Genomic DNA, 21,846 nt, shown 5'->3' with positions numbered 1-21,846 from the left:
TTTGAGATACTTATCCCTCTTTAACAGTCCAGAGCCCAAAAGTGCGTGATCGCTATTTATTTAAGTTCTCCGAAGAATTACAAAGTCGCTTAGATAACTTGAATGAACGGCTCAAAGGAATTGGACTAAATGACAGAGAAAAAGCGGAATTAGTAGGGATTTTAGAATTAGATCAAATTTTCACCTTGCTTAATGCCGCGATTATTAGCGAATTCTAGATTTAAATGGCAATCTCTACAGCAATAAGACTCCAAATAAGATGAAGAGCTAATTTCTTGAGTGAATATTGCCATTCTTCAGAAGAAATTAGTCCCGCAAGGTTTGAGATAGATCACATTCAACCAAGATCTATTGGAGGTTCAGACAACCTTGATAACTTAGCCTTAGCTTGCCAGCGCTGCAACTCACATCATTACAACTTCATTCAAGGCAAAGATCCAGCAACATTAAACGCCGTAAATCTATTTCATCCTCGTCATCAAGTATGGAACGATCATTTTATTTGGAGTAACGATGGCACTGGACTGTTAAAGAGGGATAAGTATCTCAAAGTATTTCTGGGCAAGCTTTTCACGAGCTTGCTACTCAATCACCATAAATCCTTGTTGGATAAGCCTTGTAGCTATTCATCACTTCTTTAACAACCAGTGCCATATTTGAGGCGATCGCTTTGTAATTGATATTAGGGGCGATCGCTGTTTGATGTTGTTGGTTTGTTGAGGGGTGATCGCTTGTGTGGTGGAAGTGTGGATATTTGAGGCGATCGCTTATAATTGTTACTAGCAAGAGCAAGGAGTTAAACAAATGATGACTCAAACAATGGTCAAGCCATCTTCGTGGATATCTACAGGAATTATTACCGCAAAAGTGCGCGATCGCTATTTATTTAAATTCTCTGAGCCATTACAAGAGCGCCTAGATAATTTGAATGAGCGTCTTAAGGGAATCGGACTAAATGATCAAGAAAAAGCAGAATTAGCAGGGATTTTGGAATTAGACCAAATTTTTACCTTGCTTAATGCCAAAGTTATTAGCGAATCCTAGATTTTGTATGGCAATTCCTACCGCAGTAAAACTTCAAATAAGACAAAGAGCCAGTTTTTTGTGTGAATATTGTCATTCTTCAGAAGAAATTAGTCCCGCAAGGTTTGAGATAGATCACATTCAACCAAAATCCATTGGAGGGTCAGATGATATTGATAACTTAGCCCTAGCTTGCCAGCGCTGCAACTCACATCATTACAACTTCATTCAAGGCAAAGATCCAGCAACATTAAATGCCGTAAATCTATTTCATCCTCGTCATCAAGTATGGAACGATCATTTTATTTGGAGTAACGATGGATGTAGGATTATTGGTATTACTGAAACAGGAAGAGCAACTGTAAATCGGCTAGATTTGAATGATGAAGTTCGCAGTGAAGCAGAAATTGTGAGAGCCAGACAAGCATGGGTGAGAGTTGGTTGGCATCCTCCATCAACTGATTCAAGGAAATCTTTCTAGCTTTTTGTCATCAAGCTAATAAAGCGATCGCTTATTTGTGAAAGTATGGATATTTTGGGCGATCGCTTTTTGACTAAGATTTAGGGGCGATCGCTGTTTGATGTTGTTGGTTTGCTGAGGGGCGATCGCTTGTGTGGTGGAAATATGGATGTTTGAGGCACTGATGATAACAGACTAGCGAATTCTCAAACACGCTCTAATAATGTTTGAACCATTTTAGCTAAATTCTTTAACTTAACTGGCTTAGCTAAATAATCACTGGCTCCAGCTTCTAGAAATCTTTCGCGATCGCCAGCCATTGCTAAAGCCGTCAGCGCTATAATTGGAATATCAACCAGATTTGGATCGAGACGGATCTGCTGAGTTGCTTCCAAACCGTCCATGACTGGCATTTGAATATCCATCAAAATCAGATCAGGTTTATGGGCTTTAGTAAGTGCGATCGCTTCTTTCCCATCTTTTGCTAAGAGAACTCGATAACCCTTAACTTTAAGGTAACTTGAAACCGTCATAGAATTGACTTCATCATCGTCTACGATCAATATCAGAAAATCCTGTCTGACATCTGTATAGGTGGTTGCGATTTCAGTCTCTAAGGGCTTAACTGGTCGATTGCTTGAGCCTATTTTAGTTTGAGGGTTTGGGAGAGGCAGACAAGGTAGCAGGATTGAGAAGCAACTGCCTACGCCCAGTTCGCTAGTTAAATCTACATAGCCACCATGAAGCTCGACAATGCGCTTTACCAATGCTAGCCCCAATCCCGTTCCCTCAAATTGCCGATTTAAGGCGCTATCGATTTGAATAAAGGGCTGAAATAGTTTCTGAATATTCTCTGGCGCGATACCTATACCCGTATCGCTTATAGAAATCTGTAGATAGTCCTGTGTTGTATTTGTTGTTTTATTGAGGACAGAAGGCAGTTGTGTGACTTCTAAGGTGACTGCCCCTCCACCAGTCGGCGTAAATTTAACTGCATTATTGAGGAGATTAATTAATGCTTGACGAATACGCCGTTCATCTATTAGCAGATTAGGGAGGTTAGGGGCAAGTTTGATGGTCAATTGAATTTGTTTTTTTAAGGCTTGCTGCTTCACAAATTCTAAACTTGCTTGCGCTATCGATGGGATTGAAGCGATCGCAAAATCTAGATCGATCTGACCAGATTCAATTTTTGCTAAGTCCAAAATGTCGTTAATCAATTCGAGAAGATGGTTACCGCTCCTTTCGACAGTTTGTAATGCGTCAAGTTGGCGATCGTTGACTGCGCCAAATATGTGTTCTTGCAGTGATTCCGTCATTCCTAAAATGGCATTGAGGGGAGTACGCAGTTCGTGACTCATATTTGCCAAAAAACTATCCTTTAGACGATGGGATTCAATCAGTTGAGTATTGGTTAGTTGCAATTGCTGCAAAAGATTTTCTTGGCGTTCCATCATACTGAAGAAGGCTGTCGATAAACGACTAATTTCATCTTTGGAGCTAATTTGCTCATTGCTTTCTGTGGATGTCACTTCGCAAGCCTCTAAAATTGGCTGCAATCGACGGTTTAGATAACGGACAAATATCCCTACAACAAAAGCCATGACAATCGCTGCCGTGAGAGTTGCACTGAGAGAGAGCAATAGCGCAGGCTTGACAACCGTACCATAGGGAATAGATTGCAACATCACCCATTGACTACTCGGCACTCTCTCATAAACCCAATAACTTTGTGTTGCAGTTGACTCGATAAATCCTTGAGATTTCCCTTGAGCTAATTCATATTGAACTGAATCCCAAACAGCTTTGTATGCGGGAATTGATGCAATATTTTCTAGTTGAAATGCTTTGTTAAGTTCATGAGCATAGCCTAAGATTATTCCCTCTTGAGTCACTAATACTGAATATCCAGCATCCTTGGAGACACTGTACTCGTTAAGATTAAGATCTCTAATGTTAATATCACCATTCACAATTCCAATTAAATTGCCATTGCGATCGCGAATTGGTCCCGCATATGTTACTAATGGAACTGGATAAACTGCATTGATATATGGCTTTGACCAAAAAAACTTGTTCTCCTTGACAGCATCGGTATAATATTGCAATTCATGATATTTATCGACTTGCCAAAGTTCCACTAAACTGTAATTGGCATCTTCGGGAAGTTTAACACCTCGATTTGGTTGTGTCTCTTCGATATAAGGTCCAAACCACTGGCGATCTACCAAGCCATTTGGAGTCTGCATCACGCCAAAGCCAGTAATCAGTTTGGGACGAGCAGACATAAATGAAAGAACTATTTGGTCGTATGCAGATGGCGATCGCACCCCGTTATTTTGTAAATTGATAGTTGCTGCGACTAAACTCTTTAAAAAAACCTCACTGTTACGAAGTTCAGCATCTACCTCTCTAACTTTGAGATCCGCTTCCGCAGTTAAATGGTGTAGCTTGTCAGCCTCCAAATTAAAATAAAATAGAGTCCCCAATCCAGCTAATCCGATAGTAACAGGTGTCATTATTGATAAAAATAACCGTGTACCAATCGAAGAAAGCGCGAAGTCTCCTAGTTTAAATGAATTGATAGACTGCTTTTTAGATAAACTTTTTCTCATATATATCAAGGCTAAAAATATTTAGGTTAGAAACATCCAAAAAATTACACATTTTTCTTTGCGTTTAAAATTTGTTGAATACTAGTAGCCAGTTGCTTAAGCTTTAAGGGTTTTTGTAGATATTCATTTGCCCCTGCATCCAGACATCTTTCGCGATCGCCAGTCATTGCTAAAGCTGTCAGCGCAATAATCGGAATATCAGCAACATCAGGATCGAGACGAATTTGCTTAATTGCTTCTAAACCATCCATGACAGGCATTTGCACATCCATCAAAATCAAATCAGGGTGCTCGGCTTTTGTAATTGCGATCGCCTGTTGTCCATCCTTAGCAAATAAAAGGTGATAGCCCTTAGCTTTTAGGTAACTAGAGAATGAATCGATATTAGCCTCATTGTCTTCTGCTAGCAAAATTACAGGTGGATTTAGACTTTCTGTTTGGCTTTGACCTACCAAATATTTATTTACTGCGTCATACTCAGATTGGACTTCGGGAGTAGGACATCCTATGTTAAAGGGAAGATTAACCGCAACGCAACTACCGCCCCCCAATTTGCTAGTTAGTTCTACACTGCCTCCGTGAAGTTCGACGATTCTTTTGACTAGAGCCAGCCCCAAACCAGTACCAGTATATTGACGATTCAAGGCGCTATCAATTTGGATAAAGGGCTGAAATAGTTTCTGGATATTCTCGGCTGAGATACCTATCCCCGTATCAATTACAGCGATTCTTAGGTGGTTTTGATTCGTGAGATTGGTCGCAACTGGATTAGATTGAACTAGCGATACTTCTAAAGTAATCGTTCCTCCCTCTGGAGTGAATTTAACCGCATTATTTAGCAGATTGATTAAGACTTGACGAATCCGCCTCTCATCCACCATTACTTCTGGCAAGGATTTGGGGATTTTTTGGATTAGCTGTATTCGCTTTGTGAGTGCTTGCTGCTTAACGAATGACAAACTAGATGTACATAAGATTTCTATATTTGTAGCAGTTAAGTCTAGCAAGACCTGTCCAGATTCAATTTTTGCTACATCGAGAATGTCATTAATCAATGCTAAAAGATGGGTACTGCTATTCTCAATAGTTTGCAGTGCTTTGAGTTGGCGTTCATTAATGCTGCCAAATATGCCATCCTGTAGAGCTTCATTCATTCCTAAAATCGAATTGAGCGGTGTCCGCAACTCGTGACTCATATTAGCAAGAAACTCATCTTTAAGACGGGTAGCCCGCCTGAGTTCTTCGTTGGCTAGATGTAATTTAGCTTCTGCTTGTTTGCGATCGCTAATATCCTGCACACTAGACCAAATCAAAAACTCTCCATTGCTCAAAATCATTAATCCTGACAACATTACTGGCACAAGATGCCCATCTTTATGGATGTATTCTTTTTCATAGGGTCCATAGCAACCTTCTGTTTGAATTAATCGTAGCTGTTCGGCTTCTTGCTCAGCATATTTACTAGGCGTGATATCCCAATAACTTAGAGATAGAACTTCCTCAACTGTGTATCCTAAGATTTGGGCAAAGACGGCGTTAACAAATACTAAGTGTCCATCCAAGCGACAGCTTGCTAAGCCAATCGGAAATTCTGTAACTAACTGACGATTAAATGCTTCGCTTTCCGCTAAAGTCTCTTCGGCAATCTTGCGATCGCTAATATCTTGATAGGTTCCTAAAACACCTACTACGTCACCCTTCAAGTCACGCAAAGGAACTTTATTGGTTTCCAACCAAATATTTGGTCCATTTAGCTTATATTGAGTTTCAATAATATTTAGTTTAGAGTTGCCTGAAGTGATGACTTGCTGATCATCACTTCTATAGCTATATGCTTCAGTATTTCCCCAAGGCATCTCATAGTCAGTCTTACCGACTATTTCCGATGGCGAGTTTAAACCTGCGGCTGTAGCAAAGTTCTGATTACAACCCAAATAGACTGATTGACGATCTTTCCAAAATACAAACAATGGAAATGCATCAAGCACTAGTTGCAGAAACCGTTGAGATTCAAGAAGATCATTTTCTGTTTGTTTGCGTGCAGTAACATCTCTAAAGATGCCTCTGGTAGCAACTGGTGAGCCATCTTTTAGTTGACAGTTCACATTACCTTCCACAACAATAGTTCGACCATCCTTAGCAACGAATCTGGTTTCGATCCCTACACATTGATCTCCTTGAGCGCCACAAAATAAATTTTGCATGGCTCTCTGGCAATGTTCAATATCTTCGGGGTGGATGATTTGAAAAATCGATAATTTTTCTAGTTCGGCTTCACTATAGCCTAAGGTTCTTTTCCAAGCTTGATTTACAAATAAGATATTTCCTTCTGGCGATACGCTTTGGATTAAATCAGTAGCATTGTCAAAGAAATCCCGAAGTTGTTCCTCCCGTTCTTGCAGTTCTTGGGTACGCTGTTGGACACGCATCTCTAAATCTTGGTTTAGGGTTTTGAGTGCTTCGTTGACATTTTTGCGCTGCAACTCCGCTGATGCTCTTGCAGCAAAAACTTGCAAAATACCGAGCGATTCAGCCCTTTTAATTTTTGAGATAGGCTTTGAGTCTAAAATACAAAGATTGCCAATCGCCTTGTCATGATCGTCTTTTAAGGCAATTCCCAAATAGCTTTCAGCTTGCATAGAGGCAAGATCAAGATCTTCCGCAAAGATTTGTTGGACAGCTTGCTCACAATGATATTCTCCTTCTTGCAAAGAAATTTCACAGGGAGTCTTGGCAGGTAGATAGGAAATAGAAGGTTGTATTCTGCCATGTGCCCAAAATCCTAGCGTAATCAATCGTCCATCCACAAATTCGGTCACGAGAGCATAGGTAACATCAAGAGCCTCGGCAATGTGACGCACCAATTCTACAAAAAAGTCTACTCCTGTAACTGCGGCTGTTCCTGTGACTAGTTTTTGTGAGATTGTCTCGGCGCGTTTGAGATCGCTAATATCGGTAATCGTCCCCACATAGCCAATGATTTCACCATAGATATCGCGTTCGGCGCTGGCTCGTGAAAGCACCCAAGTCACTGTGCCATCAGGCTTTTGAAAACGGCATTCAAGCTCAAACGGGCGATGCTCCTGTACGGAGGCATACCATTCTGCTCCAACTTTTTCGCGATCATCTGGGTGCAATGCTCTCGCCCAGTTAGGACCATAGGCTTCTGCTGCGGTCAAGCCTGCGATCTCACACCAGCGATCGTTGAGGTAGATCGCATCACCAGTGGTATTAGTGCGATAAATGCCCACAGGCGCAACTGCGGCTAAAGACTCGAAGCGTTGCTGACTCTCACTTAAGGAAATCTCGATCTGTTTTCGAGTCGTGATATTTACGCCAACGCCCAAAACTCCTTCTGTATTGCCATATATTTTTATTGGGCGCTTTTGCCACTGAAGCCATTGGGAACCAAGTTCTACATGAGGTATTTTTTCTTCAGGCAGGAACAGCTCTTGCTGGGTTTCAATTATCTGGCGATTTTCTTGAATGAATCGCTCCGCATCTATAGGATTGGGGTGAAAGTCTGCATCTGTCTTACACACAAGGTTTTCAACTGTGGTGTTATAAAACTCAGCCATGGTCTGATTAGCAAAGAGATAGTGACCATCATAATCTTTCACAAAAATTAAGTTAGGGATACTGTCAATGACTAATCTAAAAAATCCCTGTTGTTGCTGGAGTTGATTCCGATTTGTACGCAATGACTCCTCGATTTTTGTGCGTTCTTGATTTTCTTGCTGTAAATCCACGATCGCTTTTTGTAGTTCGGCAGTCCGTTCGTTAACAGTATTTTCGAGGCATTGTTGATAATGTCGCAATTTAAGTTCAACTGACTTGAGAGAAGTGATGTTGCGGATTACCCCAACCCTAATTAAGTGGTGGTCTTCGATGACGCAAGTTTCCGAGACTAAAGCGACGAAATTTGTGCCATCTGCGCGACGCATCACAATTTCCGCTTCGATACTGCAACTCTCATGACTAAAAGTAGGAAGATTTCCCACCCATTCTTCTAGATCAGGCTGTTTTAAAACTTGAATCGTTTGACCGATCGCCTCTTGGGGAGAAATATTACTAAACTCGGCAAAAGTATTGTTAATGTACTGTAACTTTCCTTGGTTATCTAAAATGTAGATGCTGTCTTTGACGCTCGTTACCGCACGGTTGAGTAAATTTAATTGCCGTTCGGTTTGGTGGCGACTCAGCGTTTTACTAATGGTTACGGGTAAAATTTTCAGGTAGTTGCGTTCGGGATCTTTAATCAGATAGTCATCCGCCCCTTCATTCATCAATCCCGCCGCCGTTTCCTCGTCCCCACTCTCTATCGAGATCACAAATGGACAATTTTGTTCTTTGAGAATTGGAAATAGCTCGTTAGACCGCCCATCACCTAAGTTGTAATCGAGAATCGCTATTTGAAATTTGCGATCGCGCAGAATTTCCAGCGCCTCTGAGAGTGAACTTGCTAAAGTACATTCATAGGGCAAACTATGCTGTTTTACAGTTCGCGTGAAGGCAATGCGATCTTCTTGATCATCTTCGACAAACAGAAGCTGAATCTTTTCTGAACTATCATTAGTAAAAGCCATAAACTTATTAGCAGGGAGCTAGGTAAAATTAAAAAACAAAATTCAAGATTTTGCTTAATCGTCAATATTAATAAAGAATTAGTAACTGTGATGTTACGTTGAACCCTCATCCCCCCGACCCTTCTATCGCAGCATAATCAACCCTAAAATAGGTTTTAGCTTTAAGCGTCACACTTGAATGCAAGGCGATCGCGACTTCAAAAGTTAGTCTAATCTTACCACTATAGGCTTCAACAATTTGGTTAGCGATCGCCATGTAATACTCAGTAATGAGTACAAAATCCCCATCAATTAGCAAGATGAGAAGGAGCGATTTCGTAAGTCATGAAGTCATAGGCAGGAATTGTATTCGCAAAAATCATCCGTGCTTCATTAACTAAATCTTCTAATAGAATGGGATTACCAGGGGAATAGCGAGGACTGAAATGAGTCATGATTAATTGCTTCACATTCGCTAGTAGTGCTACTTGAGCCGCCATCGTACTCGTGGAATGCAAACGCTGAAAAGCCATGTCAGAATCTTGATGAGCAAAGGTTGTCTCATGGATTAGGACATCTGCATTTTGAGCTAATTCCACGGAACTATCGCAAAAAATTGTATCCGTACAGTAGGCGATCTTCCGCCCGATTTGGGGAGCGCCACAAAACTCCTTTCCATCTATTTTGCGTCCATCGGGAAGCGTCACCGTTTTACCTTGCTTCAGTTCACCAAAAATTGGACCTGAGGGAATATTCATCGCGATCGCCTTATCGACATCAAACTTACCAGCGCGATCGCGTTCTACCAAGCGATAACCATGGGCTGTGACTTTATGCTTGAGTGGAGCCGCCATCATATAAAACTCTGAATCTTCGCAAACTAGTCCCGTTTTGACCTTATGTACCTTGATCGAATAGGAGAGGCGCGTCTCGCTATAGCGCAAACAAGCATCAAGATAGTCACCCAAACCTGATGGCCCATAAATATCAATATGGCTGACATTCCCCGCCATGCCACAACTTGCCAGCAACCCAGGTAAACCAAAAATATGATCGCCATGCATATGCGTGACAAAGATCTTGGTGATTTGGCTAATTTTTACATCACTTCGCAGTAACTGGTGTTGAGTTGCTTCACCACAATCGAGAAGCCAAACTTCGGCACGTTGAGGTAGACGCACTGCCACACTGGAGACATTGCGCCCGCGTGTAGGCACACCCGAACTAGTACCGAGAAAGGTGATTTGCATATCTAGTCATCTACAAAAATCTCGATGCGACGGTTACTTTTGCCATTGCTATCAGCCGCACTACTAGCCAAGGGACGACTAGCACCATAACCAACCACCATCCAATAATAGGTCTGATCTCCGCGCAGTCTTGCCAAATAGTCCTTAACGGCTGTAGCTCGTAAATACGAAAGAGTTAGCTCATCCCCTGCACTGCTCAAATCCATATGCCCATTAATCCTGACTCGTTTGCCCGTTGCTAAGGGTAATTGAGCCGCCACTTCATCAAGTAAGCGAAAACTTTCTGGACGAATACTTGACTTGTCCCCATCAAACAACGCATCTGATGAAAGGGTAAATTGCTGTTTTTTGTAATTTAAAAAGTTAAATGAGGGTTGCCAGACTAAATCTGGTCGCGTGAGTGCGATCGCTAAGCCAATGCTCGTACCTGCGATCGCACTCACGCCCAGAACCACGCTGCGAACGATAAATTTCACAGCCGAGCGCCCCACCTGACTAAAATCGCCAGAGGGTTGCCCCGAAGATTTACCTATTGACTTATCTGGAGTCGGTAAATTTGTCACAGTTATTTCTTCTTTGCTTTAGAGCTAACAGTTGTATCAATCAGTTCTAACTCAGTAGCACGAAACGAAACGATCTTTTCCCAGTTTCCACCACCAAAAATCACGGCGACACGACCATCGGTTACCCGTTGTACTTGTCCCTGAAACCCATAATAGGTATCACCTTCATTGATAACCCGCACCGCAGAACCTGGAAAAATGATTGGCTGCATACTCTCTCAAAACTCCTTACTATGGTTTTAACTAGGTTCATTCTATATCTTTTGCCGCCGCTCTGTGTACTGTTGCGATCGTGATGACTCATCTTTATTTACGTGAGTCATCGCGATCATCCGATGAAGTCCATCCGAGCAGATTGGACAGCCAACCGCGTTTTTGTGGTGGTGGAAGCGGTATTTTTTTAGTACTTGCAGGACTGGGCTTCGGTTCACTTTTACTACTGTCTTTAGTATTAATTTGGCTAGGATTGGGATTATCAAGCTCCTTAATATGTTTAAGTGCTAACGGCTCTCGAGGGTTGATCTGAAGCGATCGCTGCAAGCTAACTTTTGCCATTTGCGGCTGGTTGACGTTTTTATACACCACACCCAGCATGGCGTGACATTTACTATTGTTCTTATCAAGTTGTAAGATCTCTCGCAAATCCTTGAGCGCAGATTTCCAATCTCCTTGACTAATATAGATTTCACAGATTCTCAGGCGATCGCCAATCGCGCTAGTATCACTTTCCTCAATTCTGGTTTGAATTATAGTTTCGTCGGGGTCAGATTTGCGATTAATCGGAGGTTGGTAACTTTTGTATTGAGTAGGCTGGGGATAACTAGTTTTGGGGGCTGGGTTAGGATAGGGGGCTACATAAGGCTTGGGGTAGGTGGGTGACATGGGCATAAGTACTGGCGGCATATTGTCTGCACCATAGTGATAGCCCTCTTTGTAGAGAATATAAACCAGATTGAGTTCACTGATTTGGGCTGTATATTCCAGAATAGTTTTGATGGATTGATACTGTACCTGCGCGATCTTAGAAACTGAGCGCTCGTAAAGACCATCATTGGGAGCCATCATCAAATCACAGGCGATCGCCGAATGAATCGGTACATTGCGCGATTTTTGCATTAACCGTTTAGCAAGCAACTTAAAGATGCCTTGATAAGCTTTGCGCTCTTCCTCCTTCATCAGGACGTTATAGGCGGGATTAACCAATTTCGCTAGATATTGTGTGGCGATTTCCTTTTCTTCAGATCCAAAGCCATAAACATCAGGATGGAGTATGCGAGCAATACTCACATAGACATGGCGAATGTAAACAGGACTGCTGATGATTGGCAAGCCCAGTGCGGCGTAGTAGTCATGATTGAACTGACTAATACCTCGATCAATGCGGATAAACTGGGACTTGGGTTGATTCATGTTTACTCGCTTTGCTCATGGCTAGATGATAGTGGCGATCTGTTTTATCTAGATTTATCTGAATACTTATACCAATAATATCAATTGCCAAAAGTGTGACGACACTTTTGGCAATTATAGGGCTTACGCAAGGATTACTTGAAACCAGAATGTCAATGTAAGGGCAAAGTAAGGGCAATTCATGAATTGCCCTTACTTTGTCTTCTTTTGCGTAATATAGCAAAACAAGTTTTGCTTAGGACATAAAACCCAAGAATCGAGTGGCGGCGCGAAGCGCCGCCACTCGATTCTTGGGTTTTGGTTTGTACTAGCTAACTCTTTTTTTGCTATACCAATTCACGAAAGTGTGGCAACACTTTTGCGAATTAAAAACCAAACCCAGTAAAGGTTTTCAAATCACAAAATGGCTACGCCATTTTGTGATTTGGGATAAGTCCTACAGCGCTTTGCGCTCAAACCCAAACTAAGAAAATTTTTGAAAGCGTTGCTTCGCAACGCTTTCAAAAATTTTCTTGTAGTTCGTTTGATCGGTAATTGCTGTAAATTAAAAATCAAACCCAGAAAGAGTTTTTAAAATCTAAAAGTAGAGAGGGCGCTTCGCGCCCTCTCTACTTTTTAGTAATGCAATGGTAATACAGTAAGCGGTAACAGGGAAAAGCCAATCCAAAATAGCGATCGCCAAGAAAATTGTGGTAATGGTTCAGGATCGGCAAGTAAAAAACTCACCCGTTCTTCGAGGCGATTGTCTGTATTCGTCGCCCCAAAGGCTGCGGCAAAAGTTGGGGTGGAGTGCATATTGCTACTAACCATAGCTAGTAATGACTCAGCGATTAATAACCCATCTGTATATTGAGCCGCCCAGCGATCGGCACGCAGTTCTCTCAATAGTAGCAACTCTTCCCATAAAGCTTGTGTATTTGGCAACCAAGGCATCACTTGACGTAGGCAACCGAGCCAGAAAAACCAAAATGTATCGCGGTAATGGGCATGGGCGCGTTCATGCCATAAAACTGCATCAAGATGTTCGGCATCAAGGGTGTCAAGTAAACCTTGGCTCACAAAAAGTTGCGATCGCCAAAAGCCTATTTGAGCAGCAAATAGCATCGGCATATTCAGTAAGCGGATCGGTTGATTAACCGAGTTAACATGCTCCACATCGGTAACCATCTCTTGCAGTTTTTGTAAAGATTGCCAGCCGCTCCAAGCGAGTTGACCACTCCGAAACACACTGTAAATCAAAAACATTAAGGCGATCGCATAGCTGAGTCGTCCTGCTTGCAATCCAATCATTTGTCCTTCGGCTCCCATGCATAGCACGGCGATCGCGGTCATCACGACTAGTAATGGCGGCAGCACAAAGCATACTAGTGCTTTCTGCCAACGCATTTGCCAACTTGCAGGGTAAGTAACATCATTGCTATTTTGCCAACCATAGCGCAGCCCCCATGCAAGGCAGAGAGAGCCAAAGAGCATCACAAAATGTATAGAGAAAAAGGGCATGGGCTTAACCTTCTTGTGATTGTTCTCTCGATTGACGGATGTTTTTAAGACGGACAGCGATCGCTTCAAGTTTGTCCATACTGGCATGATCGAGATCATTAGCAAAAGCAGCAACTATATCTGCATCACCCACTTCTAAAAAGCGATTGAGTTGGTGATAGGCTTCCAGTGCTTGGGCTTCTTCGCGAGAAATTCGTGCTTGCCAATAAAGCGATCGCCCCTCTTTTTCGCAATGAATCCAGCCCTTCTGCTCTAGTCGTCGCAGTACCGTCATCACTGAGCCATAGGCTAACTCGCGATCGGGATCGGACAAGATGCGATCGTGAATATCTGTCGCACCTAGCCTTGTATTATCCCAAATAATATTGAGGATTTCTGCCTCTAAGCGTCCTAAAGATAGTTGTTTAGGGCGATATTTCGGTAAAGGGGTCATAGCGTCTTAAACTTGCACTTTAGCTAACACTATACTGCCTTAAGTCAGCCTAAAGCTGTGCTTCGTAAACCTTTAGAATATGGAGGCGACGCTTTGCGTTGTCTCCATATTCTAAAGGTTGATTGGTTGTCAATTACAGCGCTTTGCGCTGTAATTGACAACCAATCAACCCTGTATGGCAAGATTGTAATCAAGTCCAAGGCATCCACAGAATATAGTTTATGAGTCTTACAACTGGGCAAATAGTCGGTGGGCATTACGAAGTTACGGCGCGTTTAGGTGGTGGCGGATTTGGTGAAACCTATCTCTCACGAGATTTACACCTACCCGATCGCCCCACCAGAGTAATTAAAAGGCTGAGTCCCCATATTCAAGAAGCTAGCGTCTTGCAATTATCCCGACGACTGTTTGAAACTGAAGCTCAAGTTCTCTACCGACTCGGAACTCATCCCCAAATCCCCCAACTGTTTGCCCACTTTGAGGAATTATCAGAATTTTATCTAGTTCAAGAATATATTGATGGCAAAGATCTTAGCCATGAACTACCGCGTGGCAAGATTTGGGAACAGTTTGCAGTTGCGGATTTATTACAAAATCTCTTAACTGTCCTCAGCTTTGTCCATCAAAATAATGTAATCCATCGTGATATTAAGCCTGAAAATATTATTCGTCGCCGTGATGGACAGCTTTTTTTAATTGATTTTGGCGTAGTGAAACAAATCGTTACACCCACGGCGATATTAGAAGGACAATCAGATAATGGTGGCTATACCGTAGGAATTGGGACTCCTGGATATATGCCCAGCGAACAGGCGCATGGTGAGCCAAAATTTGCTAGCGACATCTATGCGATCGGAATGCTTGGCATTCAAGCGCTGACAGGGCTTGCCCCTAGTCATCTGCTCAAAGATGAAAACCTAGAAATTAGGTGGCGTGAATCTGCTCCCAAAGTCTATCCAGAATTTGCGGATATTCTGTCGCGAATGGTGCGGTTTGATTTTCGGCAACGTTATCCTAGTGCGGAAGTAGCCTATGAGGAGATCAAGGAATTTATCAATCGCTATCCGAGTTCTCAGGTCAATCACAGTTTGCCAACGGTACTGATCAGTGCAGAGGCGACTCAAGCCAACAATCCCAAGAGCTATGCCAACAATGAGCCTGTGCGCGATCGCCATTCAGCCCAGAAACAGGGAATATCTAAATTAGGTATTTGGCAACATTTTCAGCCTTGGCACTTGGGGTTAGGCATCATTACTCTGGGCGCGGTTATGATTACGGCTCTAGTTCTGACATTTGGACATTCCCCAAAACCAATAAATTCAGATAGTTCTGACGATTCCCCAGAAAAATCGACCTTGCCAGAATCTGCAACTAATTCCTCCAATTTATCAAATGTAGTTCCATCCTTGGTCAAAGAATTTCCCATTGATGGTGCAAGGGATGCCATTTATGGAGTTACGATTAGTCCCGATAGTAAAATCATAGCAGGGGCTAACTCAGAACGAATCATTGGGCTATGGGACTTACAAACGAATCAAAAATTGCGGACTCTGAAAGGGCATACAGGAAGAGTCTATGACGTGCACTTTAGTCCTGATGGCAAGCGTTTAGTCAGTGGTAGTGACGATCGCAAAGTGATTATTTGGGACGTAGCCACGGGTAAAATTCTCCATACGTTAGAAGGACACCAAGAACGGATATACACGACTATTTTCAGTCCTGACGGGAAGATGATCGCTAGCTCTAGTGGCGATCGCACCATTCGTTTATGGAATGCTGAAACGGGTAAACCAATTAGGACACTATCTGAAAAATCATGGGTTTATGATGTTTCCTTTACACCAGACAGCAAAGTTTTAGCCAGTGGCAGCAAAGATGGGGCAATTCGATTATGGGATGTGGACACAGGGAAAGTGCTCAAAACTTTAGTGGAAACTGGCAGCCCTGTGCGATCAATTGTCTACAGCAACGATGGTAAAAACATCGCTAGTGCAATGGAAGATAATACTGTCCGTCTATGGGATGGGGTGACAGGACAGTTAAAGGAAGTTCTCACAGGACATAATGGAGAAGTACATACGATCGCTTTTAGTAATGACAACCGTTTACTAGCTAGTGGCAGTGCCGATAAGACGATTCGGATTTGGTTTTTAAAAAACAAGCGATCGCCTCAAGTTTTGTCAGAACATGAGCAAGGTGTGTCATCGGTGGGATTTAGTACCGATCAAAAACTGTTGGTCAGTGGCAGTCTTGACGGAAAGATAAAAGTTTGGAAGTTGGCGAATTAATCTGTAAGTAGTTAGGCATAAGTAAACTTAAAACCCAAATAGTGTGAGGCGGCGCTTTGCGCCGCCTCACACTATTTGGGTTTTGATTTGTCCTGATACAGGTGGCTATAGCTATAAAACCCAAACGAATAGAGTCGGCGCAAAGCGCCACCTTATGGTATCTCCTAAAAAGCATGAAGCGTTGCTTCGCAACGCTTCATGCTTTTTAGGGGTTTGAACTGTTAAAATGCAGATAGCAGTTACGACAGCAATCATCTAAGCCTCATGACATTAACCTACGAAAAGACCTTGGCAGAGCGGGTCAGAGCAGATTTTGAAATTTTGAATCAAGAGGTCAACGGCAAGCCCCTCATTTATTTTGACAATGCCGCCAGTTCTCAAAAGCCTAAGGCAGTAATCAATGCTTGGAAATATTATTATGAGCATGATAACGCTAACGTCCATCGTGGCGCTCATACTCTTAGTGCAAGAGCCACTGATGCTTACGAAGGAGCGCGGGAAAAGATAGCCAAATTTGTTAATGCTCAGTCATCTCAGGAAATTATTTATACCCGTAATGCTAGTGAAGCGATTAATCTAGTTGCCTATACTTGGGGTTGGGCAAACTTGAAAGAGGGAGATGAAGTGATTCTCTCGGTTATGGAACATCACAGCAATATTGTGCCTTGGCAATTAATCGCTCAGCGTACAGGCGCAGTTCTTAAGTTTTTAGAACCGACTATCGAGGGAATATTGAGCGTAGAACAGTTCAAATCCTTGCTCAATCCTAAAACCAAATTAGTTTCAATTGTCCATGTTTCCAATACTCTCGGCTGTGTGAATCCAGTGGAAGAGATGATTCCCTTAGCACATGCACAGGGCGCAAAGGTATTGCTGGATGCTTGCCAGAGTGTGCCACATATGCCGATTGATGTACAGGCTCTTGATTGCGATTGGCTCGTGGCTTCAGGACATAAAATGTGTGCGCCGACAGGAATTGGATTTCTCTATGGTAAACGAGATATTTTGCTAGAGATGCCTCCATTTATGGGTGGTGGCGAAATGATTGCCGATGTATTTCTCGACCATTCCACCTATGCTAATTTACCCCATAAATTTGAGGCGGGAACTCCTGCAATTGGCGAGGCGATCGCCCTTGGTGCGGCGGTGGATTATTTAACAGCGATCGGGATGGATAAAATCCACGCTTACGAACAGGAATTAATTACTTACTTGATGGATTATCTCGATGATATTCCCGATATTAAAATTTATGGTCCCCGCCATGATCGCGCAGGTTTAGCCTCATTCACGATCGCTCACGGGATTCATGCTAATGACCTATCGGCTATGCTCGATCAAGACGGCATTGCGATTCGTTCAGGACATCACTGCACGCAACCATTGCATCGATTTTTAGGAATTAGTGGGACGGCAAGAGCAAGTGTTTATTTCTATAACACTAAATCTGAAATCGATACCTTTGTCGCTTCTCTAAAAGATGCGATCGCCTTTTTTAAAAACGTGATGGCTTAACTCTATGGTCAGACTTGTTCTATTAGGTGCATCAGGCTCAGGGAGAACCACCCAAGCTTCACATTTACAGGCTTTGCTAAATATTCCTGTGATCTCAACTAGCGAAATTTTGCGATTGGAGATGGCATCGGAAACAGATTTAGGCTTAGAGGTAAAAAGCTTTGTTAATGCGGGGAAATTTGTTCCTGATCTACTGATGATTGCACTGATGCGCTTGCGTCTGGGCATGGAAGATGCTCAGCAGGGATGGATTTTGGAAGGCTATCCCCGCACTTCTTTTCAGGCGGAGGAGTTAGACTTTTTGCTAGATGAGTTGGGCTGTCCCCTTGATCATGCTATTTATTTACAAGCTTCGGAAGAGACATTAATGCAGCGATCGCGATCGCGTGGTGGTTCCGATGACACAATCGAGGTAATTCAGAAACGGATTGAGCAATTTCTGGAGCTAACTATGCCTTTATTGGAATATTACGGCTATAAACAGAAATTGTTGACTATCGATAGTGAGTGTGATGCAGCCACTGTCAGCGCTAGTCTAGAGCATGGTATTAACCATTTACTGAAATAAGTGGTTGTGAGATTGCGCCCCTTTGGGGCGCAATCTCACAATCATCCAAATCTTACGACTCATTTAGAATCGCTATAGATGGACATAATTAATTACAAACCCAAATCCACAAAGTTGAGCCCCTGTAAGGCGCAACTTTGTGGATTTGGGAATTTATTTTGCACGAGTACTTAACACCATAGAATTCATGAGCCTTAGCCCTAATTCTGAAAGAGCCTATTGGTTAGCATGGTCGCAAATTCGCGGCATTGGGCCTGTGTTGATTAAACGACTATATCAAGCCTTTGGTTCCATGTCAGAAGCTTGGCAGGCTTTGCCGAGCGATTTGCAAGTAGTCGAAGGTATTGGCGGTCAAACGCTAGAAACCATTCGTCAAGCTCAGCGCGAAGTCGAACCCTTGTCACTATTGGCGATCCATGAGCATAATAATCTCAATTTCTGGACTCCCAGCGATCGCGAATATCCGCAGTTACTTTGGGAAATCCCCGATCCACCACCAATTCTCTATTATCACGGACATCTTATCCAGTGGAATGAACGAAATACAGTGGCGATCGTCGGAACGCGCAACGCTACGCCCTATGGAAAGCGCTGGACAAAGAAACTAGTCTCAGCCTTAGCAAGTCGTGGCTTTACAATTATTTCTGGTATGGCTGAAGGTATCGATGGCGAAGCCCACAAAGCTTGTTTGGAAGTTGGTGGTCAAACCTTGGCCGTAGTTGGGACGGGCGTTGATCGCATTTATCCCTACAAACACAAATCTCTTTACGAACAAATAGTCGCTTCAGGGCTAGTAGTTAGCGAATATCCTCAAGGTACTCCGCCCGATAAAACCCATTTCCCTGCACGTAATCGGATTATCGCAGGATTGAGCCGTGTTACTTTAGTAATGGAAGCACCTGAGCGATCAGGAGCCTTAATCACCGCCTATCAAGCCAATGAATATGGACGCGATGTCTATGCCTTGCCGAATTCATTGGAAGTCAATGAAGCAAAGGGTTGCTTGAAATTATTGGGTAAAGGCGCACAGGCGATTTTAGGCATAGATGAGTTATTGGAATCTTTGGGTATGTTGCCCAATCTAGATCAACCCGCACCTGCGATCGCTATTTCTGAGCTTCCACTATTGCAACAAAATATTCTCCAAGCGATCGGTTTTGGCGATCCCGTCGGCTTAGATTGGATTGTCGAACAAACAAAATCGCCTTCGGGTGAAGTATTGGGCGCTTTAACCCATTTAGAACTGATAGGTGCGATCGCGCCATACCCTGGAATGCGATATCAACGTTTAGTGTAAACCTTATTCAAATAAACCTTTACAAGTGTCGCACTTGTAAAGGTTTATTTGTTTTCGCTGTATGTTGCTATCTTCTTTAACTGGTGATCGAAAAACTGCTGCTGAAAGGCTAACTCATTCGCTGCTTGTATGAATTGCTTTGTTGGTGCAGATCTATCAACCGATGATGGAATTGAACTGACGCGGATAGTTACATCAAAAGCATACGAAGAATCAGCGATCGCTTGCACAGCATAGCCATATTGTTGAAGCTCATCAAAACCTATTTGCAACACATCTTGATCCGCAATTCCTAACTTGGTAATTAGCTGCGATCGCTTGATTTCCTTGCCAGTCCGACTCAGATATTTAGCTATTCCCACTAGGGTTTGCCATGCGATCGCTCCATTGATTTGTTGAGGGTCTGGATAAACTAAAGCGAGAGATTGATTAGCTTGATGCGCGAGCTCGATGATAGTGTTCAAATCTTGCCAACTCTGAGGACAGCGATCGCAAATAGTTGCTGATAAAGATTGATCAAGTTCAATCGCATCATGTCCATGCCAATCAATGATCTTGAGATTAATATGCGGATCTTTGATTGCTGTCGCAAGAGTTGAACCCTCAGCGCTAAGGGGCGCACTCTGAGCATGGAAATCCAGCAAACGCACATCATAGCGGCGACGAAAGGCATTATCGACTAGTTCGATTACGACATCACAAGCTGTATCAGGCAACTCATAGCTGTAATGCCCCCACCAATCACCATGAATTTGATTGCCAAAGCGATCGCTTAGGGTAAATTCGGTTTTAATATATTCAACCTTCTGTCCCTTTGCCGTACGAATATTGGCATTAGATACTTCTGAGAATATACAATTGCGAACTAATAATTTGGGATAGGGATTGCCCATGCCAAAGGGTTCTAGTTGCTTGAATTCGTTAAATAAGTCCTTTGTAAGATCAGCGATCGCTACTTCCAGATCAATCTGGATTGCCTTACTTTGCAGTTGTCCATATTGACTCCAAAATTTTCGATCAATTGACTCCGATAGTATCTGTAAGTTTTCAAATCGAAAGCTCAAGCCACCTGCTAGAGGATGTCCACCAAAGCTTAGTAACAAATGTTCTTGCTCTTTGAGAAGATCATAAAGATTAATTCCTTCGATTGATCGTGCACTACCCTTAGCAATTCCATCCTCAACTGTACAGAGAATCGTCGGGCGGGCATATTCGGCGACTACTTGACCAGCTACTAAACCTAAAACTCCCACTGACCATTGCGGATCGGCAAGGATAATAATTCCTGTTGTCGATAAATCAAGCTGTTTAATTTTCTCTTGAACCTGTTTGAATACCTTTTTCTGCAAAGCTTTACGCTGTGTATTCGCCAGTTCCGTTTGTTCGATCAGTGACTTGCAAACCTTTTCATCACGGGTGGTCAACAATTCCACACATTTCCGCACATCGCCCCAGATGCGACTGACAGCATTAATGCGCGGAGCAATCCCAAAACTAATATCAATTGGGCGATCGCCGACGCGCTTGCATTGTTCCAAAAGCATTCGCACACCAAGGCGTTTCTTTTGACGTAATACTTCGATTCCCTTTTGAGCAAGATAACGACAGTCTCCTGTAAGTTGTACCAAATCTGCAACTAAACCGATCGCCACTAAATCTAATAAATCCTCTAATGGCTTCTGAGGTACTTCCGACAAGGTTGCATACAATGCTTCCATTAACTTATAGGCAACTGCCACGCCCGACAAGTTAAATAATGGATGCTGATTTGATAAGTATCGAGGGTTGATAATGGCTGTGACAGGTGGACGCGCATCGGGCAAAGTGTGATGATCCGTAACGATCACATCAATCCCTAAGGCCTGAGCATAGGTTAGTGCAGCCAAACAAGTACTACCTGTATCACAAGTAATAATTAAGCTGAGTGATTTTCCTTCAGAATGGCAGTGCGATCGCAGTTCATCTAAACCTCGAATCGAAATCCCGTGGGATTCCTTAAGGCGATCAGGGATATAAAAAACTAAGCGATCGCCTTGAGCAAAAAATTGCCCCAATCCTTCCCACAATACTGATGTTGCCGTAATGCCATCCGCATCAAAATCTCCCCAAATAGCGATCGTTTCACCCTGTTCATAGGCTTTTTGAATACGTGCGATCGCCTGTTGCATCTCAGGAAAAGCAAAAGCACTCGTCGGTTGATAGGCTTCAGTATCTAAAAATGCAGCTATTTGCTCAGGCTCAATTATTCCTCTCTGCAAAAGTAATACTGCTGCAAACTTACCAACTTTTTTGATTAACCAAGTCGGTGGTTCAACTGTTTCTGAAATATGCCAATTAGTCAGTGACATGTTTATCCCAA

Annotated in this window: 19 protein-coding genes; 8 read left to right on the top strand and 11 right to left on the bottom strand. The window is 42.8% G+C overall.

Translation table 11 applies throughout. From position 1 onward, the window contains the following. The first annotated feature begins 41 nt into the window (after positions 1-41). Positions 42-218, top strand: a complete 177-nt coding sequence (locus H6G05_RS21065; protein ID WP_242025717.1) for a hypothetical protein — start codon at positions 42-44, stop codon at positions 216-218. A 57-nt stretch (positions 219-275) separates the two neighbouring features. Then, entirely contained in the window at positions 276-641 is a 366-nt protein-coding gene (locus H6G05_RS26065; protein ID WP_242025715.1) for an HNH endonuclease, read from the top strand. Here the strand turns inward: H6G05_RS26065 and H6G05_RS21055 are convergent. Then, positions 586-786, bottom strand: a complete 201-nt coding sequence (locus H6G05_RS21055) for a hypothetical protein (RefSeq protein ID WP_190581200.1) — start codon at positions 784-786, stop codon at positions 586-588. The two genes, H6G05_RS26065 and H6G05_RS21055, sit on opposite strands and share 56 nt — an antisense overlap. A gap of 18 nt (positions 787-804) precedes the next feature. Between H6G05_RS21055 and H6G05_RS21050 the strand changes: the two genes are divergently transcribed. Beyond that, positions 805-1,044, top strand: a complete 240-nt coding sequence (locus tag H6G05_RS21050) for a hypothetical protein (RefSeq protein WP_190581173.1) — start codon at positions 805-807, stop codon at positions 1,042-1,044. Positions 1,045-1,051: 7 nt separating this feature from the next. Next, on the top strand, positions 1,052-1,504 hold the full coding sequence (locus H6G05_RS21045) for an HNH endonuclease (protein ID WP_190581171.1): 453 nt from the start codon (positions 1,052-1,054) through the stop codon (positions 1,502-1,504). A gap of 185 nt (positions 1,505-1,689) precedes the next feature. On the opposite strand, the gene H6G05_RS21040 is transcribed toward H6G05_RS21045, so the two are convergent. From H6G05_RS21040 to H6G05_RS20990, 9 genes are all read right to left on the bottom strand, one after another. Next, complete coding sequence (locus H6G05_RS21040) at positions 1,690-4,002, bottom strand: response regulator (protein ID WP_190581168.1); 2,313 nt, start codon at positions 4,000-4,002, stop codon at positions 1,690-1,692. 140 nt (positions 4,003-4,142) lie between these two features. Then, the gene (locus tag H6G05_RS25115; RefSeq protein ID WP_199310701.1) at positions 4,143-8,684 is read right to left on the bottom strand and encodes a PAS domain S-box protein; all 4,542 of its coding nucleotides are present in this window, start codon (positions 8,682-8,684) and stop codon (positions 4,143-4,145) included. Positions 8,685-8,790: 106 nt separating this feature from the next. Beyond that, on the bottom strand, positions 8,791-8,940 hold the full coding sequence (locus H6G05_RS21020) for a hypothetical protein (RefSeq protein WP_190581166.1): 150 nt from the start codon (positions 8,938-8,940) through the stop codon (positions 8,791-8,793). 31 nt (positions 8,941-8,971) lie between these two features. Further along, entirely contained in the window at positions 8,972-9,913 is a 942-nt protein-coding gene (locus H6G05_RS21015; protein ID WP_190581164.1) for a ribonuclease Z, read from the bottom strand. Positions 9,914-9,915: 2 nt separating this feature from the next. Next, on the bottom strand, positions 9,916-10,476 hold the full coding sequence (locus H6G05_RS25895) for an OmpA family protein (protein WP_190581162.1): 561 nt from the start codon (positions 10,474-10,476) through the stop codon (positions 9,916-9,918). A gap of 2 nt (positions 10,477-10,478) precedes the next feature. Further along, the gene (locus tag H6G05_RS21005; RefSeq protein ID WP_094536372.1) at positions 10,479-10,679 is read right to left on the bottom strand and encodes an NAD(P)H dehydrogenase subunit NdhS; all 201 of its coding nucleotides are present in this window, start codon (positions 10,677-10,679) and stop codon (positions 10,479-10,481) included. A 103-nt stretch (positions 10,680-10,782) separates the two neighbouring features. After that, positions 10,783-11,886 (bottom strand): DnaJ domain-containing protein, encoded by a 1,104-nt coding sequence (locus tag H6G05_RS21000; protein WP_190581159.1) that lies wholly within the window; start codon positions 11,884-11,886, stop codon positions 10,783-10,785. Between the two features lie 615 nt (positions 11,887-12,501). Beyond that, positions 12,502-13,473: a M56 family metallopeptidase gene (locus H6G05_RS20995; protein ID WP_199310697.1), complete on the bottom strand. Its 972-nt coding sequence runs from the start codon at positions 13,471-13,473 to the stop codon at positions 12,502-12,504. After that, positions 13,391-13,819, bottom strand: a complete 429-nt coding sequence (locus tag H6G05_RS20990; protein ID WP_190581157.1) for a BlaI/MecI/CopY family transcriptional regulator — start codon at positions 13,817-13,819, stop codon at positions 13,391-13,393. Before H6G05_RS20990 ends, H6G05_RS20995 begins: the two co-directional genes overlap by 83 nt. Before the next feature lie 221 nt (positions 13,820-14,040). Here H6G05_RS20990 and H6G05_RS20985 point away from each other — a divergent pair, with 221 nt between their 5' ends. The 4 genes from H6G05_RS20985 (at position 14,041) to dprA (ending at position 19,487) form a co-directional block, all read left to right on the top strand. Further along, entirely contained in the window at positions 14,041-16,107 is a 2,067-nt protein-coding gene (locus tag H6G05_RS20985; RefSeq protein ID WP_190581155.1) for a serine/threonine-protein kinase, read from the top strand. 264 nt (positions 16,108-16,371) lie between these two features. Beyond that, a complete protein-coding gene (locus H6G05_RS20980) occupies positions 16,372-17,622 on the top strand; it encodes a SufS family cysteine desulfurase (protein WP_190581153.1) in 1,251 nt (416 codons plus the stop codon). Positions 17,623-17,626: 4 nt separating this feature from the next. Next, positions 17,627-18,190 (top strand): adenylate kinase family protein, encoded by a 564-nt coding sequence (locus H6G05_RS20975; protein ID WP_190581151.1) that lies wholly within the window; start codon positions 17,627-17,629, stop codon positions 18,188-18,190. A gap of 187 nt (positions 18,191-18,377) precedes the next feature. Then, entirely contained in the window at positions 18,378-19,487 is a 1,110-nt protein-coding gene (dprA, locus tag H6G05_RS20970; protein WP_190581150.1) for a DNA-processing protein DprA, read from the top strand. Positions 19,488-19,531: 44 nt separating this feature from the next. Here dprA and recJ read toward each other — a convergent pair whose 3' ends face one another. Then, positions 19,532-21,835, bottom strand: a complete 2,304-nt coding sequence (recJ, locus tag H6G05_RS20965) for a single-stranded-DNA-specific exonuclease RecJ (RefSeq protein WP_190581141.1) — start codon at positions 21,833-21,835, stop codon at positions 19,532-19,534. Positions 21,836-21,846 lie beyond the last annotated feature (11 nt).

Origin of the sequence: Phormidium tenue FACHB-1050 (genome assembly GCF_014696925.1) — a bacterium.
Classification (GTDB): domain Bacteria; phylum Cyanobacteriota; class Cyanobacteriia; order Pseudanabaenales; family Pseudanabaenaceae; genus Pseudanabaena.
This window is presented reverse-complemented; position numbering and strand designations above follow the sequence as displayed.